Annotated in this window: 20 protein-coding genes; 15 read left to right on the top strand and 5 right to left on the bottom strand. The window is 66.1% G+C overall.

From position 1 onward, the window contains the following. Positions 1 to 25 precede the first annotated feature (25 nt). Genes nosZ through J2T47_RS00440 form a run of 5 tightly spaced genes read left to right on the top strand, consistent with a single transcriptional unit; the run spans position 26 to position 5520 of the window. Positions 26 to 1933, top strand: coding sequence for a TAT-dependent nitrous-oxide reductase (nosZ, locus tag J2T47_RS00420; RefSeq protein WP_253441466.1), 1908 nt, complete (start codon positions 26 to 28; stop codon positions 1931 to 1933). A gap of 59 nt (positions 1934 to 1992) precedes the next feature. After that, entirely contained in the window at positions 1993 to 3258 is a 1266-nt protein-coding gene (locus J2T47_RS00425; protein ID WP_253441469.1) for a nitrous oxide reductase family maturation protein NosD, read from the top strand. Then, the gene (locus J2T47_RS00430; protein WP_253441471.1) at positions 3255 to 4163 is read left to right on the top strand and encodes an ABC transporter ATP-binding protein; all 909 of its coding nucleotides are present in this window, start codon (positions 3255 to 3257) and stop codon (positions 4161 to 4163) included. Before J2T47_RS00425 ends, J2T47_RS00430 begins: the two co-directional genes overlap by 4 nt. Further along, complete coding sequence (locus J2T47_RS00435; protein ID WP_253441473.1) at positions 4160 to 4984, top strand: ABC transporter permease; 825 nt, start codon at positions 4160 to 4162, stop codon at positions 4982 to 4984. Before J2T47_RS00430 ends, J2T47_RS00435 begins: the two co-directional genes overlap by 4 nt. Positions 4985 to 4998: 14 nt before the next feature. Continuing rightward, positions 4999 to 5520: a nitrous oxide reductase accessory protein NosL gene (locus J2T47_RS00440; protein WP_253441475.1), complete on the top strand. Its 522-nt coding sequence runs from the start codon at positions 4999 to 5001 to the stop codon at positions 5518 to 5520. On the opposite strand, the gene J2T47_RS00445 is transcribed toward J2T47_RS00440, so the two are convergent. Further along, on the bottom strand, positions 5514 to 8363 hold the full coding sequence (locus tag J2T47_RS00445) for a putative bifunctional diguanylate cyclase/phosphodiesterase (protein ID WP_253441477.1): 2850 nt from the start codon (positions 8361 to 8363) through the stop codon (positions 5514 to 5516). The two genes, J2T47_RS00440 and J2T47_RS00445, sit on opposite strands and share 7 nt — an antisense overlap. 176 nt (positions 8364 to 8539) lie before the next feature. Here J2T47_RS00445 and uvrD point away from each other — a divergent pair, with 176 nt between their 5' ends. Further along, positions 8540 to 10720: a DNA helicase II gene (gene uvrD, locus J2T47_RS00450; protein WP_253441479.1), complete on the top strand. Its 2181-nt coding sequence runs from the start codon at positions 8540 to 8542 to the stop codon at positions 10718 to 10720. Between the two features lie 103 nt (positions 10721 to 10823). On the opposite strand, the gene J2T47_RS00455 is transcribed toward uvrD, so the two are convergent. Then, the gene (locus J2T47_RS00455) at positions 10824 to 12584 is read right to left on the bottom strand and encodes a cation:proton antiporter (RefSeq protein WP_253441482.1); all 1761 of its coding nucleotides are present in this window, start codon (positions 12582 to 12584) and stop codon (positions 10824 to 10826) included. A gap of 259 nt (positions 12585 to 12843) precedes the next feature. Here J2T47_RS00455 and J2T47_RS00460 point away from each other — a divergent pair, with 259 nt between their 5' ends. From J2T47_RS00460 to J2T47_RS00470, 3 genes are all read left to right on the top strand, one after another. Continuing rightward, on the top strand, positions 12844 to 13728 hold the full coding sequence (locus J2T47_RS00460; protein WP_253441484.1) for a Tim44 domain-containing protein: 885 nt from the start codon (positions 12844 to 12846) through the stop codon (positions 13726 to 13728). 194 nt (positions 13729 to 13922) lie between these two features. After that, positions 13923 to 14324: an SMI1/KNR4 family protein gene (locus J2T47_RS00465; RefSeq protein WP_081519074.1), complete on the top strand. Its 402-nt coding sequence runs from the start codon at positions 13923 to 13925 to the stop codon at positions 14322 to 14324. A 103-nt stretch (positions 14325 to 14427) separates the two neighbouring features. Continuing rightward, the gene (locus J2T47_RS00470; protein ID WP_017521498.1) at positions 14428 to 14640 is read left to right on the top strand and encodes a YgdI/YgdR family lipoprotein; all 213 of its coding nucleotides are present in this window, start codon (positions 14428 to 14430) and stop codon (positions 14638 to 14640) included. An 8-nt stretch (positions 14641 to 14648) separates the two neighbouring features. On the opposite strand, the gene J2T47_RS00475 is transcribed toward J2T47_RS00470, so the two are convergent. Beyond that, entirely contained in the window at positions 14649 to 15314 is a 666-nt protein-coding gene (locus J2T47_RS00475; protein ID WP_301295325.1) for a GntR family transcriptional regulator, read from the bottom strand. A gap of 74 nt (positions 15315 to 15388) precedes the next feature. Next, on the bottom strand, positions 15389 to 16177 hold the full coding sequence (locus J2T47_RS00480) for an SDR family NAD(P)-dependent oxidoreductase (protein ID WP_253441486.1): 789 nt from the start codon (positions 16175 to 16177) through the stop codon (positions 15389 to 15391). A gap of 127 nt (positions 16178 to 16304) precedes the next feature. Between J2T47_RS00480 and J2T47_RS00485 the strand changes: the two genes are divergently transcribed. Both J2T47_RS00485 and J2T47_RS00490 read left to right on the top strand, forming a co-directional pair. Further along, positions 16305 to 17699: an aspartate aminotransferase family protein gene (locus J2T47_RS00485; RefSeq protein WP_253441488.1), complete on the top strand. Its 1395-nt coding sequence runs from the start codon at positions 16305 to 16307 to the stop codon at positions 17697 to 17699. 123 nt (positions 17700 to 17822) lie between these two features. Then, positions 17823 to 19190 carry a glutamine synthetase family protein gene (locus J2T47_RS00490; protein WP_253441490.1) on the top strand — a complete coding sequence of 456 codons (1368 nt, stop codon included), beginning with the start codon at positions 17823 to 17825 and terminating at the stop codon, positions 19188 to 19190. A gap of 125 nt (positions 19191 to 19315) precedes the next feature. Here J2T47_RS00490 and J2T47_RS00495 read toward each other — a convergent pair whose 3' ends face one another. Next, positions 19316 to 19588, bottom strand: a complete 273-nt coding sequence (locus tag J2T47_RS00495; protein ID WP_253441492.1) for a hypothetical protein — start codon at positions 19586 to 19588, stop codon at positions 19316 to 19318. 605 nt (positions 19589 to 20193) lie between these two features. Between J2T47_RS00495 and J2T47_RS00500 the strand changes: the two genes are divergently transcribed. The 4 genes from J2T47_RS00500 to ybaL all read left to right on the top strand — a co-directional run bounded on the left by J2T47_RS00500 (position 20194) and on the right by ybaL (position 24850). Continuing rightward, positions 20194 to 21270, top strand: coding sequence for an acyltransferase family protein (locus J2T47_RS00500; RefSeq protein ID WP_253441495.1), 1077 nt, complete (start codon positions 20194 to 20196; stop codon positions 21268 to 21270). 225 nt (positions 21271 to 21495) lie between these two features. After that, complete coding sequence (locus J2T47_RS00505; RefSeq protein WP_253441497.1) at positions 21496 to 22254, top strand: SDR family NAD(P)-dependent oxidoreductase; 759 nt, start codon at positions 21496 to 21498, stop codon at positions 22252 to 22254. Positions 22255 to 22457: 203 nt separating this feature from the next. Beyond that, positions 22458 to 22937 (top strand): acyl-CoA thioesterase, encoded by a 480-nt coding sequence (locus J2T47_RS00510; protein ID WP_081519069.1) that lies wholly within the window; start codon positions 22458 to 22460, stop codon positions 22935 to 22937. Between the two features lie 209 nt (positions 22938 to 23146). After that, positions 23147 to 24850, top strand: a complete 1704-nt coding sequence (gene ybaL / locus J2T47_RS00515; RefSeq protein ID WP_253441499.1) for a YbaL family putative K(+) efflux transporter — start codon at positions 23147 to 23149, stop codon at positions 24848 to 24850.

The following is a 24850-nucleotide window of genomic DNA, read 5'->3' on the forward strand; positions in this document are numbered from 1 at the left end:
ATTTGCCTTCAGGAAGGAGCAGGAAATGACTGACAAGAAACAGCAGCACGACGAGATCGCCGGGCTCAGCCGGCGGGGCTTCCTCGGTGCCTCCGCGGTCACCGGCGCAGCAGCGCTGGTCACCGCAGGCTCCATGGGCGCGTTCACCTCTCGCGAAGCCTGGGCGGACGCGGTCAAGTCGGCCCAGGACAAGATCCACGTCGCCCCCGGTGAGCTGGACGAGTACTACGGCTTCTGGAGCGGCGGCCACCAGGGCGAAGTGCGAGTGCTGGGCATTCCATCGATGCGCGAGCTGATGCGCATCCCGGTGTTCAACGTCGACTCGGCCACCGGCTGGGGCCTGACCAACGAGAGCAAGCGCATCCTCGGCGACAGTGCGCGCTTCCACAACGGCGACTGCCACCACCCGCACATCTCCATGACCGACGGCAAGTACGACGGCAAGTACCTGTTCATCAACGACAAGGCCAACAGCCGCGTCGCGCGCATCCGTCTGGACATCATGAAGTGCGACAAGATCACCACCATCCCCAACGTCCAGGCCATCCACGGCCTTCGCCTGCAGAAGGTACCGCACACCCAGTACGTGTTCTGCAACGCCGAGTTCATCATCCCGCACCCCAATGACGGGACGAGCTTCGACATCTCCGGCGACAACGCCTTCACGATGTACAACGCGCTGGACGCCGAGACCATGGAAGTGGCCTGGCAGGTGATCGTCGACGGCAACCTCGACAACAGCGACATGGACTACACCGGCCGCTTCACCGCCTCCACCTGTTACAACTCGGAGAAGGCCACCGACCTCGCCGGCATGATGCGCAATGAGCGCGACTGGGTGGTGGTGTTCGACGTCCCTGCAATCGAGAAGGAGATCAAGGCCAAGCGCTTCATCACCCTGGGCGACAGCAAGGTGCCGGTAGTCGACGGTCGCAAGAAGGACGGCAAGGACAGCGTCGTCACCCGCTACATCCCGGTGCCGAAGAACCCCCACGGCCTCAATACCTCGCCGGACGGCAAGTACTTCATTGCCAACGGCAAGCTCTCCCCCACTTGCAGCATCATCGCCATCGACAAGCTGCCCGACCTGTTCTCCGGCAAGCTCAAGGACCCGCGCGACGTCATCGTCGGTGAACCGGAACTGGGCCTGGGCCCGCTGCACACCACCTTCGACGGCCGCGGCAACGCCTATACCACGCTGTTCATCGACAGCCAGCTGGTGAAGTGGAACATCGCCGACGCGATTCGCGCCTACCAGGGCGAGAAGGTCGACTACATCAAGCAAAAGCTCGATGTGCAGTACCAGCCGGGCCACAACCACGCGTCGCTGACCGAGACCAGGGAAGCTGACGGCAAGTGGGTCGTCGTGCTCAGCAAGTTCTCCAAGGACCGCTTCCTGCCCACCGGCCCGCTGCACCCGGAGAACGACCAGCTGATCGACATCTCCGGCGACGAGATGAAGCTGGTCCACGACGGCCCCACCTTCGCCGAGCCGCATGACTGCATCCTCGCCCGCCGCGACCAGATCAAGACCCGCAAGATCTGGGACCGCAAGGACCCGTTCTTCGCCGAGACCGTGGCCATTGCCAAGCGCGATGGCATCGACCTGATGCAGGACAACAAGGTCATCCGCGACGGCAACAAGGTGCGCGTCTACATGACCTCCTCCGCACCCACCTATGGCCTCACCGAGTTCACCGTGAAGCAGGGCGACGAGGTCACCGTGACCATCACCAACCTCGACGAGATCGAGGACGTCACCCACGGCTTCGTCGTGGTCAACCACGGCGTGAGCATGGAGATCAGCCCGCAACAGACCTCCTCCATCACCTTCACCGCCGACAAGCCCGGCCTGCACTGGTACTACTGCAGCTGGTTCTGTCATGCGCTGCACATGGAAATGGTCGGCCGCATGCTGGTGGAAAAAGCCTGACGAGCAGGCACCTGCCCCCGCCGGCACGCGCCGGCGGGGTATCGACGAGAAGGTGTTGCATGGGACTCACCAGGCCTGGCCTTGCCCTGTCGCTGCTGCTCGCGGCGAGCGCCCAGGCGCAACCACAAGCCATCGACCAGTTGCCACTGCAGGGTGACGGAGACATCCGCACACTGCCCGCCGGTACCTACAGCGGCAACTTCACCATCGACCATCCGCTGCACCTGCGCTGCGCGCCTGGCGCCCTGTTCGACGGCGAGGGAACCGGCAGCACGCTGCACGTGCGGGTGCCCGGCGTCGTCATCGAGGGCTGCACCCTGCGCAACTGGGGCCGCGACCTGACCGCCATGGACGCGGCGATCTTCATCGACAAGGCCGCGCGCGGCACCGTGGTGCGCGGCAATGACCTGCAAGGCGCCGGCTTTGGCATCTGGCTCGACGCGACGGCCGACGTGCAGGTGCTCGACAACCGCATCCAGGGTGACCCCAGCGTGCGTTCCCAGGACCGCGGCAACGGCATCCACCTGTATGCGGTGAAGAACGCCCTGGTGCGCGGCAACCAGGTCCGCCAGACCCGCGACGGCGTCTACATCGACACCTCCAACGACAGCAGCATCGAAGACAACCTCTTCGAGGACCTGCGCTACGGCGTGCACTACATGTTCACCCACAACAGCCGCGTCATCGGCAACACCACCCGGCACACCCGCACCGGCTACGCGCTGATGCAGAGCCGCAAGCTCACCGTGGTCGGCAACCGTTCGGTGGACGACCAGAACTACGGCATCCTGATGAACTACATCACCTACTCCACCCTCACCGGCAACCGCGTCGAAGCCGTGCGCAGCGGCGATGGCGGCGGCGACTCGATGATCGCCGGCGCCGAGGGCAAGGCCCTGTTCATCTACAACTCGCTGTTCAACCGCATCGAGGACAACCGCTTCGCAAGCAGCGCGCTGGGCATCCACCTGACCGCCGGCTCCGAAGACAACCGCATCAGCGGCAACGCCTTTGTCGGCAACCGCCAGCAGGTCAAGTACGTCGCCAGCCGGACACAGGAATGGTCCGCCGACGGGCGCGGCAACTACTGGAGCGACTACCTGGGCTGGGACCGCAATGCCGACGGCATCGGCGATGTCGTCTACGAACCCAACGACAAGGTCGACCAGTTGCTGTGGCTGTACCCGCAGGTGCAGCTGTTGATGACCAGTCCCGCCATCGAACTGCTGCGCTGGGTCCAGCGCGCCTTTCCCGTCACCCGTCCGCCCGGCGTGCGCGACAGCTTCCCGCTGATGCTCGCCCCTGAACTGCAGGCGCAACCATGAATCCCGTGGACATCCGCAACGCAACCCTGGACTACGGCGGCTTCACCGCCCTGCACGGCCTCGATCTGCAACTGGGGGCCGGCGAAGTCCTCGGCCTGCTCGGGCACAACGGCGCCGGCAAGACCACCACGATCAAGCTGATCCTCGGCCTGCTGCGCCCGACACAAGGCTCGGTGCGAGTCTTCGGCCAATCGCCGGGCGATGCCGCAGTGCGTCGGCGCATCGGCTTCCTGCCGGAAAACGTGACCTTCTACCCGCAGTTGACCGGCCGCGAAACCCTGCAACATTTCGCCCGACTCAAGGGAGCCCGCCCCGCCGAAGTGGGCGAACTGCTCGAACAGGTCGGCCTCAGCCACGCCGCACAGCGCCGGGTAAAAACCTACTCCAAGGGCATGCGCCAGCGCCTCGGCCTCGCTCAGGCTCTGCTCGGCCAGCCCCAACTGCTGTTGCTCGACGAGCCCACGGTCGGCCTCGACCCGCTCGCCACCATCGAGCTCTACCAGTGGCTGGATCGCCTGCGCGAGCAGGGCACCGGCATCATCCTCTGCTCCCACGTGCTGCCCGGCGTGGAGTCGCATATCGACCGCGCGGCGATTCTCGCCAAGGGCCGACTGCTCACCTCCGGCAGTCTTGCCGAACTGCGCCGGGATGCCGGTCTGCCAGTGCGTATCCGCTACGCCAGCAACCCCGACGGCGACTGGCCGCAACACTGGCGCGCCGCCGGCCATGAAGTCGCCGCCCTGGATGGCAGGCGCCTGGAACTGCGGGTTGGCGAAGGGCGCCAGCACGAAGTGCTCCGCGTGCTGCTTGCCGAGCAGGCGCAGGAGCTCGAAGTGCTACCCCCTTCGCTGGAGGACCTCTATCGCCACCACATGCAGAGCGCGCACGCGGGAGCCCCGGCATGAACCCGATCTGGTACATCGCGCGCAAGGAACTGGCCGATGGCCTGCGCAATCGCTGGTTGCTCGCCATCAGCCTGCTGTTCGCCCTGCTGGCAGTCGGCATCGCCTGGCTCGGCGCTGCCGCCAGCGGTCAGGTGGGTTTCACTTCACTGCCGGCGACCCTGGCCAGCCTGACCAGCCTCGCTACCTTCCTGATGCCGCTGATCGCCCTGCTGCTGGCCTACGACGCCATTGTCGGTGAAGAAGAAGGTGGCACCCTGCTGCTCCTGCTCACCTACCCGCTGGGGCGCGGGCAGTTGCTGATCGGCAAGTTCCTCGGCCACGGCCTGATCCTCGGCCTCGCCACGCTGCTGGGCTTTTCCGCTGCTGCCCTGGCCATCGCCGTGCTGGTACCGGGCATCCCCCTGGGGCAACTGCTGGGCTCCTTCGCCCGCTTCATCCTGTCGTCCTGCCTGCTCGGCTGGACCTTCCTGGCCATGGCCTACGCGCTGAGCGCCCGGGTCAGCGAAAAGTCCACTGCCGCCGGCCTGGCGCTGGGCGTGTGGTTCTTCTTCGTGCTGCTGTTCGACCTGGCGCTACTCGCCCTGCTGGTGATCGGCAAGGGTCAGCTCAGCGCCAACCTGTTGCCCTGGCTGCTGTTGCTCAACCCCACCGACCTGTACCGGCTGATCAACCTGCCCGATTTCGGCGCCGAGCTGGGCGGGGTGCTGACCCTGGGCCATGACCTCGCCGTTCCCGTCGCCGGCCTCTGGCTGGCGCTTTGCGCCTGGACCCTGGCCGCACTGGCGCTGGCCTATGCGCTGTTCCGCCGACGCCCGATCTGACTCAAGGAGCCCCCATGCTGCTGTCCCGCCCCCTTCGCCTCGGCCTCGCCGCCGGGCTTTTCTCCCTGCTGCTCGGCGGCTGCGACGACGCTGCCCGGCAGACCGCGAACCTGGGCCCGGTGCCCTTCCAGAACGGCGAGGAGTGCCACGTCTGCGGCATGGTCATCAGCGACTTCGCCGGCCCCAAGGGTGAAGCCGTCGCCCCCGGCGCCGTGCACAAGTTCTGCTCCACCGCCGAGCTGCTGGGCTGGTGGCTGCAGCCGGAAAACCAGCACAGCGGCGCACGCCTGTATGTGCACGACATGGCCCGCAGCGACTGGAATCATCCCGACGATCGCCACCTGATCGATGCGACCAGCGCCTTCTACGTGGTCGGGGTGAAACGCCCAGGCGCCATGGGCGCTACCCTGGCCTCATTCGCCGAACGGGCGGACGCGGAGCACATGGCCAACGCCGAGGGCGGGCAGGTGCTGCGCTTCGGCGAAATCGACCAGAGTGTGCTGCAGGGCGTTTCCGGCGATCACCTGCATCACTGAGTTAGCCGGTCGCTTCGCTCCAGCAGCGCCAGGCAGGCATCCGCCGGCACCGGCTGGCTGATCAGGTAGCCCTGAATCTCGTCGCAACCGTGGGCCCGCAGGAAGCGCAACTGCTCGGCCTGCTCGACGCCTTCGGCCACCACCTTCAAGTCCAGGCTGTGCGCCATGGCGATGATCGCGCGGGTGATAGCCGCGTCCTCGCCACGCTCGGACAGATCGCGGATGAAGGTCTGGTCGATCTTCACGTAGTCCACCGGGAAGCGCTTGAGGTAGCTGAGCGAGGAATAGCCGGTGCCGAAGTCGTCGATGGCCAGCTTTACGCCCATTTCGCGCAGCTGGCGGAAGGTCGTGGTGACGCTCTCGACGTTGTCCAGCAACTGGCTCTCGGTGAGTTCCAGCTCCAGCAGGTGCGAGGGCAGGCCGGTGTCCTCCAGTACGGTGCGCACCAGGTCGACCAGGTTGCCGGTGCGCAGCTGGTGCACCGAAAGGTTCACGGAGACCCGCAACTCGCGCCCCTGTTTCTGCCACGCGCGGGCCTGCTGGCAGGCACGGCGCAGGACGAACTCGCCGATGGCGCCGATCAGCCCGGTCTCCTCGGCGAGGCCGATGAAATCGCCGGGCGGGACCATGCCCATCTCCGGGTGGCGCCAGCGCACCAGGGCTTCGGCGCTGTCCAGGCGTTCGTTGGCAAGGTTCAGCTTGGGCTGGTAGTGCACGTCCAGCTGGCCTTCGTCGATGGCCTTGCGCAGGCGGGTTTCCAGCTGCAGGCGCTCCAGGGTGCAGGCCTGCAGGTTGTCGGTGAAGAACTGGAAGGTGTTTCCCCCCAGGTGCTTGGCATGCTGCATGGCCATGTTCGCCTGGCTCATCAGCGCGGAGATTTCCCAGGCGTTTTCCGGCAGCAGGCTGATGCCCACCGAAGCGCTGACCACCAGCTCATGGCCGCCCACCGTCATCGGCGTGCGCAGCTTGGCGAGCAACCGGCTGGACAGCCGCGCCAGCGCGGCGAGGCTGGCGTAGGAGTCGATCAGCACGGCGAACTCGTCGCCGGACAGCCGGGCGATGGTATCGGCCTCGGGCACGGTCTGGGTCATGCGCCGCGACATCTGCCGCAGCAGCTGGTCGGCGACCTCATGGCCAAGGCTGTCGTTGAGCAGCTTGAAGCGGTCCAGGTCGATCAGCAGAAGCGCCGCCGTACGGCCTTCCTGGCGCGCGCGCTGACTGGCCTCATGCAGACGCTCCTTGAACAGCGTGCGGTTGGCCAGCCCGGTGAGTTCGTCGTAGTGCGACAGGTAGCGCAGGCGCTCCTCGGCGTCGCGGCGGGCGGTGAGGTCGGCGAAGAAGCCGACCACATGGGCGACCTGCCCACGGCCGTCGCGCACCACGTTCAGTTGCAGCCACTGCGGGTACAGCTCGCCGTTCTTGCGCGTCTCGATCAGCTCGCCCTGCCAGGTGCCCAGGCGCTCCAGGTCGGCGCGGATCGACTGATAGCGGCGCAGGGCTTCGGAGGAGCCCATCAGGCGCGCGACGTTGTGCCCCAGCACTTCCTCGCGGCGGTAGCCGGTGAGACGGGTGAAGGCTTCGTTGAGGGCGATCAGCCGGTAATCCGGGTCGAGGATGATGATGCCTTCGCTGGCGGCCTCGAACACGGTGGCAGCCAGGCGCTGTTCTTCCTCGCGCAGCTTGCGCGGGGAGATGTCGGCGCGGGTACCGACCATCCGCGTGACCTGCCCGCGGCCGTCGCGCTCCATCACCCGGCCACGGTCTTCCACCCAGACCCAGTGGCCCGCGGCGTGGCGCACGCGGTATTCGATGCGGTAGCCGTCGGTGCGGCCCTTGAGGTGCTCGACCAGGGCACGGCGCAGCAACGGCAGGTCGTCGGGATGCAGGCGCGGGCGCAGGTCGTTGCGCACGCTCTTCACCGCCGCCTGGGTCAGCCCGAAGATTTCTTCCAGATGCGAGTGGTGCACTTCGTCGGTCAGCAGGTTCCAGTCCCACAGGCCCAGCTCGCTGGCCTCCAGCGCCAGGGCCAGGCGCGCCTCGGTATGACTGAGCTGGGCGCTGCCCGCCTCGACCCGCTCCTGCAGGGCATCGCGGGCGCGGCAGAGTTCACGTTCGGCGCGGCGGCGCTGCTCGACTTCGCGCTCCAGGTCCTGGTTCAGCGCCTCGGTCTGCGCCTTGGCGCGCTCCAGGTGCGCCACCAGCGCCTGGGCCTGGAAGCGCCGCAGCAGGCCGACGTGCACCACCCGGTGAATCTGCCAGGCCACCACCAGCAGCGCTGCCAGCAGGATCACCCCGAGCACACCCCAGCCTTGCTGCAGCGGGTTATCGCTGATCAATAAATAGGCAATGGACGGGAACAGGCAGGGCAGGGCGAAGGTGAGGAAGGCCGGCAGGCTCACCGCGTAGGCGACGCTGGCGGACAGGATGGCCGCGGCAATCAGGCCGAACACCAGCGATTGCTGGAGGAAGGCGTCCGGTGGCACCAGGGCGATGGCGGCGAAGGCCAGGGTCAGCCCCGAGGCGCCGGCGCCGAACAGGAAGGTGCGCTGCCAGTGCGGGCTGGCCTGGCGCTCGGCCGAGGCGGCATTGAAGGCGGATACCTGGATCAGCCGCAGCACGGCCAGCAACACCAGCGAGATCAGCCAGCCGGCCAGCAGCCCCGGCTTGACGTAATCCCACAGCAGCCCGGCGCAGGCCAGGCCGTTGAGCAGCATGAGCAGGGTCGGCACCCGCGAGCCCTGGTACAGGAGTCGGGTGCGTTCGACGGCAATTTCGTGAGCGTACTGCTGGCGGATCTCGGCATGGCTCACCGGGATCGCCGAAGGCTCTACATAAGCGGTCATAGGCGTTTTTCTTGTAGGTGTCAGGCCTAGGCGTCGGCGGAGCATACCCGAGGAGGTAGCCCCACCCAAGCAGGATGATGGCAATTGGCTGCGTGCCCGCCCAACTTTCGTCGGGAAGACGCCGGACAGCGGGCGGGTTTGCCGGGGAAAACCGCCCGTCGGTAGAATGCCGCCCCATGAACGATGACATCTCCTACCTGCTCAACTCCCTCAATGACCCGCAGCGCCAGGCCGTGGCCGCGCCGCTGGGGCGCCAGCGCGTGCTCGCTGGCGCCGGGTCCGGCAAGACCCGCGTGCTGGTGCACCGCATCGCCTGGCTGATCCAGGTCGAGAATGCCTCGCCGCACAGCATCCTGGCCGTGACCTTCACCAACAAGGCCGCCGCCGAGATGCGCGCGCGGATCGAGCAGTTGCTGGGGATCAACCCGGCCGGCATGTGGGTCGGCACCTTCCACGGTCTGGCGCACCGCCTGCTGCGCGCGCACTGGCAGGAAGCCGGGTTGCCGGAGAACTTCCAGATCCTCGACAGCGACGACCAGCTGCGCCTGGTCAAGCGCGTGGTCCGCGAGCTGGGCCTCGACGAGCAGCGCTGGCCGCCACGCCAGGCGCAGTGGTTCATCAACGGCCAGAAGGACGAGGGCAACCGCCCGCAGAACATCCAGGCCGGCGGCGACCTGTACCTGGCGACCATGGTCAGCGTCTACCAGGCCTACGAAGACGCCTGCGCCCGCGCCGGCGTGGTCGACTTCGCCGAGCTGCTGCTGCGCTCGCTGGACCTCTGGCGCGACCGCCCGGGCCTGCTGGAGCACTACCAGCGGCGCTTCCGCCACATCCTGGTGGACGAGTTCCAGGACACCAACGCGGTGCAGTACGCCTGGCTGCGCTTCCTCGGCAAGGGCGGCGAAAGCCTGATGGTGGTGGGCGACGACGACCAGTCGATCTACGGCTGGCGCGGCGCGAAGATCGAGAACATCCAGCAGTTCGGCGATGACTTCGCCGGCACCGAGGACATCCGCCTGGAGCAGAACTACCGCTCCACCGGCACCATCCTCAAGGCCGCCAACGCGCTGATCGCCAACAACAGCGGGCGCCTGGGCAAGGAGCTGTGGACCGACGGCGTCGACGGCGACCCGATCACCCTCTACTCCGGCTTCAACGAGCACGACGAGGCGCGCTACATCGTCGAAACCATCGAGGACGCCCTGCGCAAGGACGGCCTCAAGCGCAGCGAAATCGCCATCCTCTACCGCTCCAACGCCCAGTCCCGCGTGCTGGAAGAGGCGCTGCTGCGCGAGAAGATCCCCTACCGCATCTACGGCGGCCAGCGCTTCTTCGAACGCGCCGAGATCAAGAACGCCCTGGCCTACCTGCGCCTGATCCGCCTGCGCGACGACGACGCCGCGCTGGAGCGGGTGATCAACGTGCCGCCGCGCGGCATCGGCGAGAAAACCGTCGAAGCGATCCGTAACGCCGCGCGCCACAACGGTACCTCGATGTGGCGCGCGATCAACGACGTGATCGCCGCCAAGGCCGTGGCCGGCCGCGCCGCCAGCGCGCTGAACGGCTTCCTCGAGACCGTCGACCTGCTCGCGGTGAAGGTCGAGGGCATGCCGCTGCACCAGATGACCCAGATCGTCATCGAGCAGTCCGGCCTGATCACCTACCACAAGGAAGAAAAGGGCGAGAAAGGCCACGCCCGGGTGGAAAACCTGGAAGAACTGGTCAGCGCCGCCCGCGCCTTCGAGACCCCGGACGACGAGGACACCCCGCCGCTGGTGGCCTTCCTCGACCACACCGCGCTGGAGTCCGGCGACACCCAGGCCGACGCCTTCGAGGACAGCGTGCAGCTGATGACGCTGCACAGCGCCAAAGGCCTGGAGTTCCCGCTGGTGTTCCTCGCCGGCGTGGAAGAAGGCCTGTTCCCGCACAAGATGAGCCTGGAAGAACCCGGCCGTCTGGAAGAGGAACGCCGCCTGGCCTACGTCGGCATCACCCGCGCCATGCACCGGCTGGTCATGACCTACGCGGAAACCCGCCGCCTTTACGGCAGCGAGACCTATAACAAGGTCTCGCGCTTCGTCCGCGAAATCCCGCCGAGCCTGATCCAGGAAGTGCGCCTGTCCAACTCGGTGAGCCGCCCGCTGTCGGGCAACCAGCGCAGCGGCAACCTGTTCAGCGGCGCCAGCGTGCCGGACACCCCGTTCAGCCTCGGCCAGTCGGTGCGCCACCCGCTGTTCGGCGACGGCGTGATCCTCAACTTCGAAGGCTCCGGCGCCCAGGCACGGGTGCAGGTGAACTTCGACAGCGAGGGCAGCAAGTGGCTGATGATGGGTTACGCGAAGCTGGAAGCGATCTGACGCGCTGACGCAGGCTTTTGTTCTTCGTAGGAGCGAGCTTGCTCGCGAACAGCCTCCACAGCGGGGGCGGGTTCGCGAGCAAGCTCGCTCCTACCGATAAACCTCAGTGATGCCCGCCACCGTTCTGCTCGAAGGTCTCGATCAGCGCCACTTGCATCCGCGAATGCACGCGGATGAACCAGCGCCAGAACACCGCGATCACCAATCCCGCGATCAGCGCCACCACCACCAGCAGCTCGCCCGGCGGCAGGATGCTCGAACTGAGCGCCGCCAGCAGCAGCATCATGCCGCCCAGCGACAGCAGCGGAATCAGCTCGGAAATCACCCGGCGCACGCGGGCCGTGTGGCGCCCGGCGCTCTCCGCCTTCACGCCCATTTCCGCCAGCAGCATCGCCAGCGCCTTGAGCTTGCGGTAGGCCGCGATCAGGAACGGCAGCGACAGCAACAATGCGGCGCCCCAGATCAGCGCCTTGTGCAGCGCGTCGTGCTCGACGAACTGCGCCAGCCACTGCGACAGACGGTCGGCGAAGAATGCCAGGCCGAAGAAGATCGCGATCACCAGGGTCAGGTTGACCCCGACCTGCAGCAGGATGCGCCGGATCATCCCGGCGAGGATCGCCTTGTCGCCGCGTGGCTTGATGCTGCGCAGCCATTCGCCATACAGGCTGAACACCCGCACCATGGGCGACGGCAGGCTGCGGCCGAGGTACAGCGCCAGCGGGTCGGCCGAGCGGATCAGGTAGGGCGTCAGCAGCGTGGTGATGGCTGACACGCCGACCACCACCGGGTAGAGGAAGTCGCTGGTCACGCCCAGGCTCATGCCCAGCGCGGCGATGATGAAGGAGAATTCGCCGATCTGCGAAAGGCCCATGCCCACGCGCATCGAAGTACGCCCGTCGTTGCCGGCGATAAAGGCGCCAGCGCCGCACGACAGCAGCTTGCCGGCGACCACCACCAGGGTGATCACCAGGATCGGCGCGGCGTAGTCCACCAGCACCTTGGGGTCGATGGTCAGGCCGATGGCGACGAAGAAGATCGCGCTGAACATGTCGCGCACCGGCTCCATCAGGCGCTCGATCTGGATCAGCTGGCGCGACTCGGCCATGATCGCGCCGATCAGGAAGGCGCCCAGGATCATGCTGTATTCCAGTTTCACCACCAGCAGGCAGAAGCCGAAGCACAGGCCCAGCACCGTCACCAGCAGCATCTCGTTGCTTTCGAATTTCGCCACGTAGGCCAGCAGGCGCGGCACCAGCAGGATGCCGACGACCAGCGCGACGACCATGAACAGGCTGAGCTTGCCGACCGTGGAGAACACCTGGTCGGCCTCCACCGTGCCGCTCACGGCGATGCCGGAGAACAGCGCGATGATGCCGATGCCGAGGATGTCCTCGATGATCAGCACGCCGAAGATCAGCTGGGCGAAGCGCTCGTTCTTCATCTTCAGGTCGCCCAGGACCTTGATGATGATGGTGGTGGAGGACATCGCCAGGATCGCGCCGAGGAACAGCGAATCCATGGTGCTCCAGTCGAACAGGCGGCCGATCTCGAAGCCGGCCCAGATCATCAGGGTGATTTCCAGGAACGCGGCGATGAACGCCGTGGCGCCGACCTGGAACAGCTTGCGCAGGGAAAACTCCAGCCCCAGGCAGAACATCAGGAAGATCACCCCCAGCTCGGCGAGGGTCTTGATGGTCTCTTCGTCGTGCACCAGGGCGAACGGCGGGGTGTGCGGGCCGATGATCACCCCGGCGATGATGTAACCCAGCACCACCGGCTGCTTGAAGCGATGGCAGAGGATGGTGACGAAACCGGCGATCAGCATGATCACCGCGAGGTCCTGGATGAAGTCGATGGCATGCATGGTCGGCGGTCCTCGCGGCGGGCTGGTCAGGGGGATCGCGCGGCTGACGGCCTCGCTCAGCGAAGCCTACCACCCGAGTCATCCGACAGGCGGTTCTGAAAGAATCAGTAACAGACTGATTTGGAAAGGGATTCATCCGGCCCCATATCAGGGGGCGAGCCCGCGCAGGGCAACAGCACGAAACAAAATCCGACTGGCCCTCTCGGACATCGGTCGGCAACATGACGTGCGTCGTATACCAACCAAGAGAATGACAACCATGAAGCGCTTTCTCAGCCTTGCCATGGCCTTCTGTGTCGCCGTGACGCTCAGCCTCGACGTCAACGCCGCCAAGCGTTTCGGTGGTGGCAAGAGCATGGGCTCGGCGCCAAGCCACCAGACCCGCCAGGCGCAACCCAATGCCGCGCCGAACTCCCCGACAGCCGCAGGTCCCGCCGCGACCGGTGCCGCCGCAGGCGCTGCCGGCGCCGCTGCCAAGAGCGGTGCTTCGCGCTGGCTCGGCCCGCTGGCCGGCCTCGCCGCAGGCGGCCTGCTCGCCTCCATGTTCATGGGCGACGGCTTCCAGGGCATGCAGTTCCTCGACATCCTGATCATCGCGCTGATCGCGTTCATCGCCTTCCGCTTCATCGCCTCGCGTCGCCGCCAGCAGCAGGGCCACCAGCCCGCCATGGCCGGTGGACACGCGCCGATGCAGCGTGAAATGCCGGCCGCCCCGCCGTCGATCTTCGGTGGCGCGTCCCGTCCGGTGATGGACAGCCGCCCGGTGATCAACGCGCCGAGCTGGTTCGACGAAACCCGTTTCATCGGTGCCGCCCGCGAGCACTTCATGTCCCTGCAACAGCACTGGGACGCCAACGAGATGGACAAGATCGCCGAGTTCGTCACCCCGCAGATGCTGCAGTTCCTCAAGCAGGAGCGCGCTGACCTGGGCGAAGGCTACCAGTCCACCTACATCGACAACCTCGATGTACAGCTCGAGGGCGTGGACGACCAGGCCGAGAAGACCATCGCCACCCTGACCTTCAGCGGCGTGTCGAAGTCCTCGCGCTTCGACCAGGGCGAGCCCTTCAGCGAAAGCTGGCGCATGGAGCGCCCGCAGGGCGAGAACCAGCCCTGGCTGGTGGCGGGCATCCGTCAGAACTGATCCTGCGCGCAACACTGAAAAAGCCCGGCAATCGCCGGGCTTTTTCGTTTCCGTCGTCCGCCTCGCCGATGCATCAGCCAGGTCCCTGCGGGTCCGCCGCTCGTCTGGACGGCGCCGACGCAGTGGTCTTGCACGGACGGCCGGCTACTACTGTATAAAGCGCGCCATTCGTCGAATTCAAAGAGGCCCCGCCTGTGGAAGATGTGATCGAGAAACTGCGTGAAGCGAACGAGCCGGTTCCGGTACCGCTGGAACTGCCCGACGAAGAACTGCTGGTGGAAATCGAAGAAGCCCTGCTGATCGGCATTCCATCGGAATTCCGTGAGTTCCTCCTGCTGGTCAGCGACGTCATCTACGGGCGCCTGGAACCGGTCACCGTGGCCGATCCGCAGTCCCACACCTACCTGCCGGAAGTGGCCGCCGTGGCCTGGGCCAGTGGCCTGCCGCGCGAGCTGATTCCGCTCTGCGCCGATGGTGACGACTACTACGCGGTCGCCGAGGACGGCGAGGTGATTCTCTGGGCCGACGGCGAGCTCACCGAGGAAACCTGGGACTCGGTCTGGACCTGGGCACGCGACGTATGGCTCGATACTTGAAGCCCGGTGTCGGAATTTCCTGAAACTTCCATGGTCACACAGGCAACCCAGCGTACCTCCAGCCCTTGCTGCCCGGGCGGGTACGATGCCCCGTGGAGAAACTATGAAGTTGAAAGCCTTGTTCACCTGCCTGTTGCTGCTCGGCCTCGCCGGATGCGCCGACAAGGCCGTGGTGACGCTGCAGGATGGCAGCGAAATCCTGGTGAAGGATCACTCCGATTACGACAAATACAATGACTACTACGAGTTCGAGCAACTCAACGGCGAGACGATCCTGATCAAGAAGGACAACGTCCGCTTCATCAAGACCCCGTGAAGGGCGCCTTAGCGCGCCCCGAGCCTTCCCCCGCTTTCCAGCTCCAGCAGGTTGAGCAGGTACTGGCCGCAGTAGCCCAGGTCCTGTTCGATGGCTTTGCGCGCGCCTGCGCCATCGCCACGTTCCAGCGCCTGCAGGGTGTCTTCGTGGAAGTCGTTCAGGCGCAGCGACAGGTCGGCCTCGGTGAACAACCGGTTGAAGAAGGGCCCGACCTGCAGCCACAGCGCCTCGATCATGCGCAGCAGCGTGGGGTTGCCGCAGGCACGGTAGAGCGTCAGGTGGAACAGGCTGTTGGCTTCCAGGTAGCCGTGGACGTCGCGGGCGTTCAGCGCGATTTCCATGCGCTCGGTGCAATCGCGCAGCAGCGCCAGGTCGGCGGGCTTCAGGTGCCTGGCCGCGTCCTCCACCGCCAGTCCCTCGAGGGATTGCCGCACCTGCAGGATCTGCAGGTAGCGCTCGCGGGTCATCACCGGCACCCGTAACGAGCGCTGCGGCTCGCCCTCCAGCGCGCCCTCGGCCACCAGCCGTTGCAGGGCCGCGCGCACCGGCATCGGGCTGGTGCCCCACTCATCGGCCAGGTCGCGGATCTTGAGCCGCTCGCCGGGCTGGAAGCGCCCGCTCAGCAAGGCCTGGCGCAGGTTCTGGTACAGCTGTTCCTGAAGGTTGTCGGCCATCGCGAGTCACTCCCGGCCGGCCGGCGGCGCCGGCAGTTGGGCGAAGGTCAGGCTGCAGTCGTGCTTCATCTTGCTTATCCCTTGTTCTCGATCAGACAGTTGCCACCGTCCACCACCAGCACTTCGCCGGTGATGTAGCTGGCTTCGGGGGAGGCCAGGAAGGCGATGGCGGCGGCCACCTCCTGCGGTCGCCCGGAACGGCCGAGCGGCGTGCGCCGTCCGGCCTGGAGTTCTTCCTCGCTGCTGGAGCCGGTGGCGATCCAGCCCGGCGCCACGCTGTTCACCGTCACCCCGCGGCGCGCCACTTCCAGCGCCAGCCCCATGCTCATGCCGAGCATCCCGGCCTTGGCCGCGCTGTAAGCCGATTCGCCCGGATTGCTGGCACGCACGCCGGTGGTGGAGCTGACATTGACGATGCGCCCGTAGCCGCGCTCGAGCATCCCCGGCAGCAGTGCGCGGGTGAGCAGGAAGGCGCTGGTGAGGTTGCGCGCCAGCGACAGGTTCCAGCTGGCCAGGTCCATCGCCGCCAGTTCGGCGAAGGGTTCCGGGCTGCCCTGCATGGCCATGCCGGCGTTGTTCACCAGCACGTCTACCCTTCCCCATTGCGCCTGTGCCCATTCGGCCAGGATGCGGACGTCGTCCTCGCAGGTCAGGTCGGCGGGCAGCGCGCGGGCCTCGAAGCCCTCGGCGCACAGCTCCTCGGCCCGCTGCAGGATGCGCTCGCTGCTGGCGGTGAGCAGCAGCTTCACACCGTTGCGCGCCAGCCGGCGGGCACTGGCGAAGCCGATGCCGGACTCGCTGCCGGCGCCGCTGACCAGGGCGACCTGGCCGGCCCAGTCGGACTTGTTCGTGACATCGCTCATGGATAGCTTCTTGATCTGTGATCACAGAATTCGTTACAGGGCAGATTATCAGGCAGTCGATCCGCTGTATTGACATTTTTGTGATCACAAATGGAAGATGTGCGAAATAACAAACGAGGTGTGCAACATGACCGCCAGCGGAATCGCCCAACAGGCCGTGGATCTCTTCACCGCCCGCGAGCGCCAGCGCTTCCTGGAACAGAATCCCAAGTCCGTCGCCCTTGCCGAGCGCGCGCACAAGTCGCTGTACGCCGGCGTGCCGATGCACTGGATGGCCGACTGGTCCACGCCCTGCCCGCTGTTCGTCGAACGTGCCCAGGGCGCCCGCTTCTACGATGTGGACGGCCATGACTACGTGGACTTCTGCCTGGGCGACACCGGCAGCATGTTCGGTCATTCGCCGGCGCCGATCGCCCGCGCACTCGCCGAACAGGGCGCACGCGGCCTGACCACCATGCTCCCCGGCGAAGACGCCGTGGTCTGCGGTGAGCTGCTCGCCGCGCGCTTCGGCCTGCCCTACTGGCAGGTGACCGCCACCGCCACCGACTCCAACCGCTACGTGCTGCGCTGGGCCCGCGCGGTGACCAAACGCAAGACCCTGCTGGTGTTCGACGGCTGCTACCACGGCACCGTCGACGACGTGATGGTGCGCTACCGCGACGGCGAGACCGTGCACCGCTCCGGCCTGGTCGGCCAGGCCTACGACCTGACCCAGCACAGCCGCTCGATCCCCTTCAACGACGTCGCAGCACTGGAAGCCGCGCTGGCCCAGGGCGACGTCTGCGCCCTGCTGTGCGAGCCGGCGATGACCAACATCGGCATGGTCCTGCCCGATCCGGGCTTCATGCAGAAGTGCCGCGAGCTGACGCGCCAATACGGCGCGCTGCTGATCATCGACGAAACCCACACCATCTCCACCAACATCGGTGGCTGCACGAAGCTGTGGAACCTCGACCCGGACTTCTTCGTGGTCGGCAAGCCGATTGCCGGCGGCGTGCCTTGCGGCATCTTCGGCTGCAGCGCGGAGATGGCCGAACGCATGGCCGCCTCGCGCCAGAGCGCCCAGGAAGACAGCCACGGTCACGGCCACAGCGGCATGGGCACCACGCTCTCGGCCAACGCCCTGGCCATGCACTGCATGCGCGCCAACCTGGAGCAGGTGATGACCCAGGCCGCCTACGACCACATGCTGCCACTGGCCAAGCGCCTGGCCGACGGCTTCCGCCGCCTGATCGCCAAGCACGACCTGAAGTGGTCGGTGACCGAACTGGGCGCGCGCAGCGAGTTCCAGTTCTGCCCCGTCTCCCCGCGCACCGGCGCCGAGGCCGAAGCGGCCTTCCACGACGAGCTGCAGATGGCCCTGCACCTGTACCTGATCAACCGCGGCATCCTGATCACGCCGTTCCACAACATGACCCTGTGCTGCCCGGACACCACCGCCGAAGACGTGGATCGCCTGATCGAGACCCTCGATGCCGGCATCACCGAGCTGCTGGCGATCCCCGGCGCGCGCGCGGCCTGACCCTGTAGGAGCGAGCTTGCTCGCGAACACTCTCCTGCGGGTCCGCAGCGGAGGCGGGTTCGCGAGCAAGCTCGCTCCTACGAAGAGCAAATACTCCGGCGCACCGCGCCACCGAGGAACACCATGCAATTCGCCGATCGACAGGAAGCCGAAGCCTTCCTCGCCGCCCACCCGGACGTGCGCAGCATCGAACTGTTCATCATCGACTCCAACGGCATCCCGCGCGGCAAGCTGCTGCACCGCGACGAGCTGCTGGCGGTCTACGACAACGGCCGCCCGCTGCCCAGCTCGATCCTCGCGCTGACCGTGCAGGGCGAGGACGTCGAAGGCACCGGGCTGGTCTGGGAAGTGGCCGACGCCGACTGCTGGACCTACCCGCTGCCCGGCAGCCTGACCCTGCAACCCTGGCGCGCCAGCCCCACCGGCCAGCTGCAGGTGAGCATGCACCCGACCCAGGGCCTGCCCGCCACCCCGGCCGACCCGCGCCAGGCACTGTCGCGCGTGGTCGAGCGGCTGAAGGCCGACGGCTTCCATCCGGTGATGGCGGTGGAGCTGGAGTTCTACCTGCTGGACAAGCAGCGCGACGCCAACGGCCGCCCGCAGCCGGCTCTGCAGATGAACGGCATCCGCCCGGAAGCGCCGCAGGTTTATGGCGTCTATGAGCTGGAGCAGCTGCAGCCCTTCCTCGACGACCTTTACGCTGCGTGTGAAGTCCAGGGCCTGCCGGTGCGCACGGCCATCTCCGAATACGCGCCGGGCCAGGTCGAGCTGACCCTGGAGCACCGCTTCGACGTCATGCAGGCCATCGACGAAGGCGTGCGCTACAAGCGCCTGGTGAAGGGCGTGGCGAACAAGCACGGGCTGCAGGCCTGCTTCATGGCCAAGCCATTCGGCGACCGCGCCGGCTCCGGCATGCACCTGCACGTCAGCCTGGCCGACGAACAGGGCAACAACCTCTATGCCAGCGAAGACATCCATGGCACGCCGCTGCTGCGCCACTCCATCGGCGGCATGATGGCGCGCCTGCTGGATTCCCTGGCGATCTTCTGCCCCAACGCCAACTCCTTCCGCCGCTTCCAGGCCAACAGCTATGCACCACTGGCCAAGAGCTGGGGCGTGAACAACCGCACCGTGTCGTTCCGCGTGCCCGGCGGCCCGGCCAGGAGCCGGCACATCGAGCACCGCATCTGCGGCGCCGACGCCAACCCGTACCTGGCGGCGGCGGCGATCCTCGCGGCCATCCACGAAGGCATCCGCGAACAGCTCGATCCGGGCGCGCCCATCGTCGGCAACGGCTACGAGCAGGCCACCGAGTTCCTCCCCACCGACTGGCTCACCGCGCTGCGCGCACTGGAAGCCTCCACCTGGGCCCGCGAGGCGCTGGGCGAGGAGTTCCTCAAGGTGTTCCTGGCGATCAAGTGGGAGGAGTTCCGCCAGTTCATGGGCGAGGTGGGCGAGCAGGACTGGCGCTGGTATCTGCATCACGCCTGACGGCCGCAGAGACTCGGATGCCAGGACGACCAGGAGCAGCCGCGCTGTTGCTGGTCTGCCTGGCAGGCTGCGATGACGGCAGCCTGCGAGGGAGAATCGCCGACAGCGCGGACGGCAGAACCTATCTACTGATCGTCGACGACCAGAACGGCTGCGCCGTGAGTGTTGACGGAAAGCCCTGGCCGACCCGACCAGCAGCCCGGCATCCCATCGCCGCTGGCACGCATGTCATCGCCCACGGGCAAGCCGGGATCGAGTTCGACATTCCCGAAGGCGTGGTTTTCACTTTTGATGAGGGGGCCGTAATCGCGTCGGCATTCAATGGCCAGGGTGTCGACAAGGAGCAAGACACCGATGCTCGCCCACAAACCGGTGTAACGGGAGTTGTCGGCGGCCATAGTCGCAGCTTCATGGACCGATGGCGCTGGCGGCCATGCTTGCACTACGGGCATGAAGGTTCCGGTAACCACATTCCCGATGGAAGGGCCGCACAGGCTGTGCGATCACTCGCATCCCCTCGACTGCCACAGCGCTCGTGCACACGATCACACCATCACCATCAGACGCATCGAAGGCGACGGCAACCTGCGTGCTGGCTTGCGCATGGCTGTACCGTGCCCAAGTTGAAGGTTACTTCCCCGCCGTGCCTTTCCTACTCCTGAGGCCCAGTTGCCAAGGAGCTTGCCCGGTGCGATCACCGTAGCCTTGCCGCCAACTAGGGTGGATGTCTCGCCGGAAGTACCTGCCGAACTGCTTTGGCGCCATTCATTGACTGTTGCCTTGGACGGCTGGGCGACCGCTCGGACTATTGCTGCCTCATGTTGTACGCGAAACCACCGTGCAGCCAGCTGCCGACATCCCTGGGTTGGGTCAATCGCCCCAGCACTGAGCGCAGTCCCCCGGGCCACCGTCGTCAATCGGACGAAGACCGACCGGGATGGTCTGCCCCCCGCGTGAAGCCCCCTCCCCAGCAAAGTCGCTCCCCCCATCAGGAGCATAGACAATGGTAAAGCGGCCGTCTTATCTGTCTATCCAGGCTTTGCGTGGGCTAGCTGCCGTGCTGGTCGTCGTCTACCACCTGCGCACCGTAGAGGGCAAGTTTGGCGCAGGCGAAACATGGATTCCCGGCTGGCTGAACCTTGGATACGCCGGCGTCGATCTGTTTTTCGTGATCTCGGGTTTCGTGATGGCGACCATTGCAAGAGGTCGTTACGGATCTGTGAGCGGGGCGATCCATTTCCTTCGGAAGCGCGCCTGGCGAGTTCTGCCACCCTACTGGCTCTACACCACCGTCGTGGTCGCAGTGATAACCATTGCCCCCCATACGGTCAGCGCCTCATTTCAGAATCAGAGCGTGCTGGCTTCGTACCTGCTATGGCCTCAAACCACCCCACCCGTGTTGATCGTTGGCTGGACGCTGGTCTACGAAGCCTACTTCTATCTGGTCATGGCGGTGGCCATTGCCTTCCTGCCCGAGCGCCTTCTCCCGATTTTCCTGATGCTGTGGGCGGCAATCGTGGCGATGGGATGGACAGTCCTCGATATGGCCTCGCCGGTCATGTCCACGGTGTTTTCACCCATGAGCTGGGAGTTCATTGCAGGCGCCTGCGTGGCACTGTACTGGCACAGAATCCCTGCAGCATGGGGCCTCCCGCTGTTGTTGACGGGAGTCTGCCTCTTCGTTGGCGCAATGCCGGTACTGGATCATCTGAAATGGCTGCTCGATGGCAACATGTATCGCGTGCCGATCTTCGGAGTGGCCGGCACCCTGATCGTCGCTGGGGCGGTGGCATGGGAAACATCCCACCGTCCCTCGATTCCCGCGTGGATCCTGTCGGTTGGCGACAGCTCCTACTCCCTGTACCTATCGCATATCTTCGTCATTTCCGCTTTGGGTCGGCTGTGGCGCATGACGCCATTCAATGTGGAGCCTTGGCAACATGTTGGCTTCGTCGTGCTCACGCTGCTGGCCTGCGTTGTTGTCGGCCTCGCCTCGTACCGGTGGTTCGAACGGCCGCTGCTTGCCTACGGTGAGAACAGGATGAACGGTCTCGCCGTGAAAACAGCGAACGCGGGATAACCGGGCCGGGTGAGGTGCCCTTGCTCTTGTCCTGGGCGCGACAAGTTCAGCGGACCCAGCGGCACGCATAGGTTCTACGGAAAATTTATCCTGGCAGAGTGAAGATTCTGGTCTTTTCTTGGTCTGTAATTGCACGGGGCGCAGATGCGCCCCGTGGTCAAAGCGGCGCCGCCGGTACTGCCTGCCGGCCGCCGTCCTCTCTCAGGCAGGGAGAACCCGTAGACAATGAGCACTCCTGTCGTACTGATCACCGGCGCCGCCGGTGGCCTCGGAAAAGCCATCGCCAAACGTTTCGCCCAAAGCCACTGGCGCATCGCCGCGACCGACGTGGACAAGGCCGGCCTGCACGCGCTCAACGCCCAGGTCCCGCTGGACGCCACCGCCGTCGGCGACCTGCGCCGCGCCGACAACTGCCACAGCCTGATGTCCGACATCCTCGCCCGCACCGGCCGCCTCGACGCCCTGGTGAACGCCGCCGGCGTCTGGCGCGAAGGCCCGGTGGAAGACTTCAATGAAGACGACTTCGACCTGGTGATGGGCGTGAACCTCAAGGCCGCGTTCTACATGTGCCAGGCGGCGACGCCGTATCTGAAGGAAAACCACGGCTGCATCGTCAACATCTCCAGCGACTCCGGCCGCCAGGCCTACCGCGGTTCCGCAGCCTACTGCGCGAGCAAGGCGGCGCTGACCATGCTCACCCGCACCCTGGCGCTGGAACTGGCCGAGTCCGGCGTGCGGGTCAACGCCATCTCCCCGGCGGATATCGCCACGCCGATGCTCGACTACCAGGCCGAGCGCTATGGCCAGGGCAACCCGGACAGCTACAAGCGCGCCCTGCTGAAGGATTATCCACAGGGCAAGACGTCGCGCTTCATCCGCCCCGAGGAAGTCGCCGAGCTGGTCTGGTACCTGTGCAAACCGGAATCCGAAGCCATCACCGGCGCGGACCTGGCCATCGACTTCGGCCTCTCCGCCGGGCGCTGAGCCGACAGGTAAACGAACGGGCGGCCAGGGGTCGCCCGTTTTCGTTGCGGGGCGTTGATCGAACGACGGATGCGCCACTGGAGAAGGGTCTACTGGTGCGTGACGCCAATCGGCGGTATAGAAAAAACTGTGTCGCCTGCCGCGCTTTGGTTGTCCAGAGTTAGGCCCTTTCCTTTTCCCAAGACAATTCCGAAGAGAATTCCATGGAACCTGGCAACCACCAGCTCAGCATGACCGTCCTGATGACCCCCGACATGGCCAACTTCTCCGGCAATGTCCACGGAGGCACCCTGCTCAAGTACCTCGACGAAGTCGCCTACGCCTGCGCCAGCCGCTACGCCGGCTATTACGTGGTGACCCTGTCGGTGGACCAGGTGATCTTCCGCCAGCCGATCCACGTCGGCGAGCTGGTCACCTTCCTCGCCTCGGTGAACTACACCGGCCGCACCTCCATGGAGATCGGCGTGAAAGTGGTCACCGAGAACATCCGCGAGAAATCCGTGCGCCACACCAACAGCTGCTTCTTCACCATGGTGGCGCTGGACGATGACCGCAAGACCATCGAGGTGCCGCAACTGGTGCCGCAGACCAAGGACGAGAAACGTCGTTTTGCCCAGGCCCAGCAGCGTCGGCAGATTCGCCAGGAGCTGGAACAGCGCTACGCCGAGCTTCGCCACGAATGACGGACGTTCACGACATTTCCTGAAAAGAAATCCCTCGTGCCGTGGAAATTTCCCAATGCGTCAACAGGTTACCCTTGCGTGAAAGCAAGGTAGGAATCGATTACTACGCCTAGACTTTTCATACGCGGGTTTGCCCCCGTGACCCACCGTCGAGCGACCCGGTGCTGATGCGCAGTCCGGTCGCTCCCTGAGTGCCCGGAGCCCAGACCATGCATCACACCCCATTACTGACCACCCTCGCCGTCGGCTTCGTACTGGCCTTCGTCCTCGGCGCCCTGGCCAACCGCCTGCGTATCTCGCCGCTGGTGGGCTACCTGCTCGCCGGCGTGCTGGCCGGCCCCTTCACCCCCGGTTATGTCGCCGACCAGGCGCTGTCCACGGAGATCGCCGAACTGGGCGTGATCCTGCTGATGTTCGGCGTCGGCCTGCACTTCTCGCTGAAAGACCTGCTGTCGGTCAAAGCCATCGCCATCCCCGGTGCGGTGGTGCAGATCGGCGTCGCCACCCTGCTCGGCCTGGGCCTGGCCTGGATGATGGGCTGGAACTTCGGCGGCGGCCTGGTCTTCGGCCTCGCCCTGTCGGTGGCCAGTACCGTCGTGCTGCTGCGGGCGCTGGAGCAGCGCCAGCTGATCGACACCAAGCGCGGGCGCATCGCCATCGGCTGGCTGATCGTCGAGGACCTCGCCATGGTCCTCACGCTCGTGCTGCTGCCGGCGCTGGCCGGCTCGCTGGGCGGCACCTCCGACGGCGGTGACGGCGGCCTGCTGATGCCGATCCTGCTGACCCTGGGCAAAGTCGCCGCCTTCGTCGCGGTGATGATCCTTGGCGGTCGCCGCTTCGTACCCTGGGTGCTGGAGCGCGTGGCCAAGACCGGCTCGCGCGAACTGTTCACCCTGGCCGTACTGGCCATCGCCCTGGGCATCGCCTACGGTTCGGCGGTGATCTTCGGCGTGTCCTTCGCCCTGGGCGCCTTCTTCGCCGGGATGATCCTCAACGAGTCCGAGCTAAGCCACGAGGCCGCCGAAAACTCGCTGCCGCTGCGCGACGCCTTCGCCGTGCTGTTCTTCGTCTCCGTCGGCATGCTGTTCAACCCGGCGATCCTGATCCACGAGCCGCTGCCGGTGCTGGCGACCTTCCTGGTCATCGTCTTCGGCAAGTCGGTGGCGGCCTACGTCATCGTGCGGATGTTCGGCCACCCCAACAGCACCGCGCTGACCATCGCTGCGAGCCTCGCGCAGATCGGCGAGTTCTCCTTCATCCTGGTCGGCCTCGGCGTGACCCTGAACCTGCTGCCAGAAGCCGGCCGTGACCTGGTGCTGGCCGGCGCGATCCTGTCGATCCTGGTCAACCCGTTGCTGTTCATCGCCATCGACCGCCTGCAGGCGCGCCAGGAGCAGAAAGCCGAGAGCGACCCCGGCGTGGTCCAGGTGGAAGCCCAGGACCTGCCGCCGCCGGTGCTGGAAGAGAACCACGCGATCCTCATCGGCCACGGCCGCGTCGGCGCGCTGGTCAGCGAGCGCCTGCGCAAGGACAAGGTCCCGGTGGTGGTGATCGAGGACAAGCGCGAAAAGGCCGCCGAACTGCGCGAGCATGGGCTCTGCGTGGTGGTCGGCAATGCCGCCAATCCCGATGTCCTGAACCAGGCCAACATCACCTCGGCGCGCTGGCTGCTGATCGCCATCCCCAACGGCTTCGAGGCCGGGACCATCGCCAGCCATGCACGGGCGATCAATCCGAACCTGGACATCATCGCCCGCGCCCACTTCGACGCCGAGGTGGACTACCTGGAGCAGAACGGCGCCAGCCTGGTGATCATGGGCGAGCGGGAAATCGCCCGCGGCATGGTCGAGCGGGTCGAACGCGAAGGTGCTGCGGCGGCGCCGAACGACGACCACCTGCCGCAGTCGGCCTGA

It is taken from the genome of Pseudomonas nitroreducens (genome assembly GCF_024170165.1).
GTDB lineage: Bacteria > Pseudomonadota > Gammaproteobacteria > Pseudomonadales > Pseudomonadaceae > Pseudomonas > Pseudomonas nitroreducens_C.

Bases quoted from the DNA above. Each gene is read 5' to 3' on its own strand.
- J2T47_RS00505 (WP_253441497.1), top strand. From the start codon at position 21,496: ATGAGCACTCCTGTCGTACTGATCACCGGCGCCGCCGGTGGCCTCGGA.
- J2T47_RS00460 (WP_253441484.1), top strand. From the start codon at position 12,844: ATGAAGCGCTTTCTCAGCCTTGCCATGGCCTTCTGTGTCGCCGTGACG.
- nosZ (WP_253441466.1), top strand. From the start codon at position 26: ATGACTGACAAGAAACAGCAGCACGACGAGATCGCCGGGCTCAGCCGG.
- J2T47_RS00495 (WP_253441492.1), bottom strand. From the start codon at position 19,588: ATGGCCGCCGACAACTCCCGTTACACCGGTTTGTGGGCGAGCATCGGT.
- J2T47_RS00480 (WP_253441486.1), bottom strand. From the start codon at position 16,177: ATGAGCGATGTCACGAACAAGTCCGACTGGGCCGGCCAGGTCGCCCTG.
- uvrD (WP_253441479.1), top strand. From the start codon at position 8,540: ATGAACGATGACATCTCCTACCTGCTCAACTCCCTCAATGACCCGCAG.
- J2T47_RS00445 (WP_253441477.1), bottom strand. From the start codon at position 8,363: ATGACCGCTTATGTAGAGCCTTCGGCGATCCCGGTGAGCCATGCCGAG.
- J2T47_RS00435 (WP_253441473.1), top strand. From the start codon at position 4,160: ATGAACCCGATCTGGTACATCGCGCGCAAGGAACTGGCCGATGGCCTG.
- J2T47_RS00430 (WP_253441471.1), top strand. From the start codon at position 3,255: ATGAATCCCGTGGACATCCGCAACGCAACCCTGGACTACGGCGGCTTC.
- J2T47_RS00475 (WP_301295325.1), bottom strand. From the start codon at position 15,314: ATGGCCGACAACCTTCAGGAACAGCTGTACCAGAACCTGCGCCAGGCC.
- J2T47_RS00510 (WP_081519069.1), top strand. From the start codon at position 22,458: ATGGAACCTGGCAACCACCAGCTCAGCATGACCGTCCTGATGACCCCC.
- J2T47_RS00455 (WP_253441482.1), bottom strand. From the start codon at position 12,584: ATGCATGCCATCGACTTCATCCAGGACCTCGCGGTGATCATGCTGATC.
- J2T47_RS00490 (WP_253441490.1), top strand. From the start codon at position 17,823: ATGCAATTCGCCGATCGACAGGAAGCCGAAGCCTTCCTCGCCGCCCAC.
- J2T47_RS00485 (WP_253441488.1), top strand. From the start codon at position 16,305: ATGACCGCCAGCGGAATCGCCCAACAGGCCGTGGATCTCTTCACCGCC.
- J2T47_RS00440 (WP_253441475.1), top strand. From the start codon at position 4,999: ATGCTGCTGTCCCGCCCCCTTCGCCTCGGCCTCGCCGCCGGGCTTTTC.
- ybaL (WP_253441499.1), top strand. From the start codon at position 23,147: ATGCATCACACCCCATTACTGACCACCCTCGCCGTCGGCTTCGTACTG.
- J2T47_RS00500 (WP_253441495.1), top strand. From the start codon at position 20,194: ATGGTAAAGCGGCCGTCTTATCTGTCTATCCAGGCTTTGCGTGGGCTA.
- J2T47_RS00470 (WP_017521498.1), top strand. From the start codon at position 14,428: ATGAAGTTGAAAGCCTTGTTCACCTGCCTGTTGCTGCTCGGCCTCGCC.
- J2T47_RS00425 (WP_253441469.1), top strand. From the start codon at position 1,993: ATGGGACTCACCAGGCCTGGCCTTGCCCTGTCGCTGCTGCTCGCGGCG.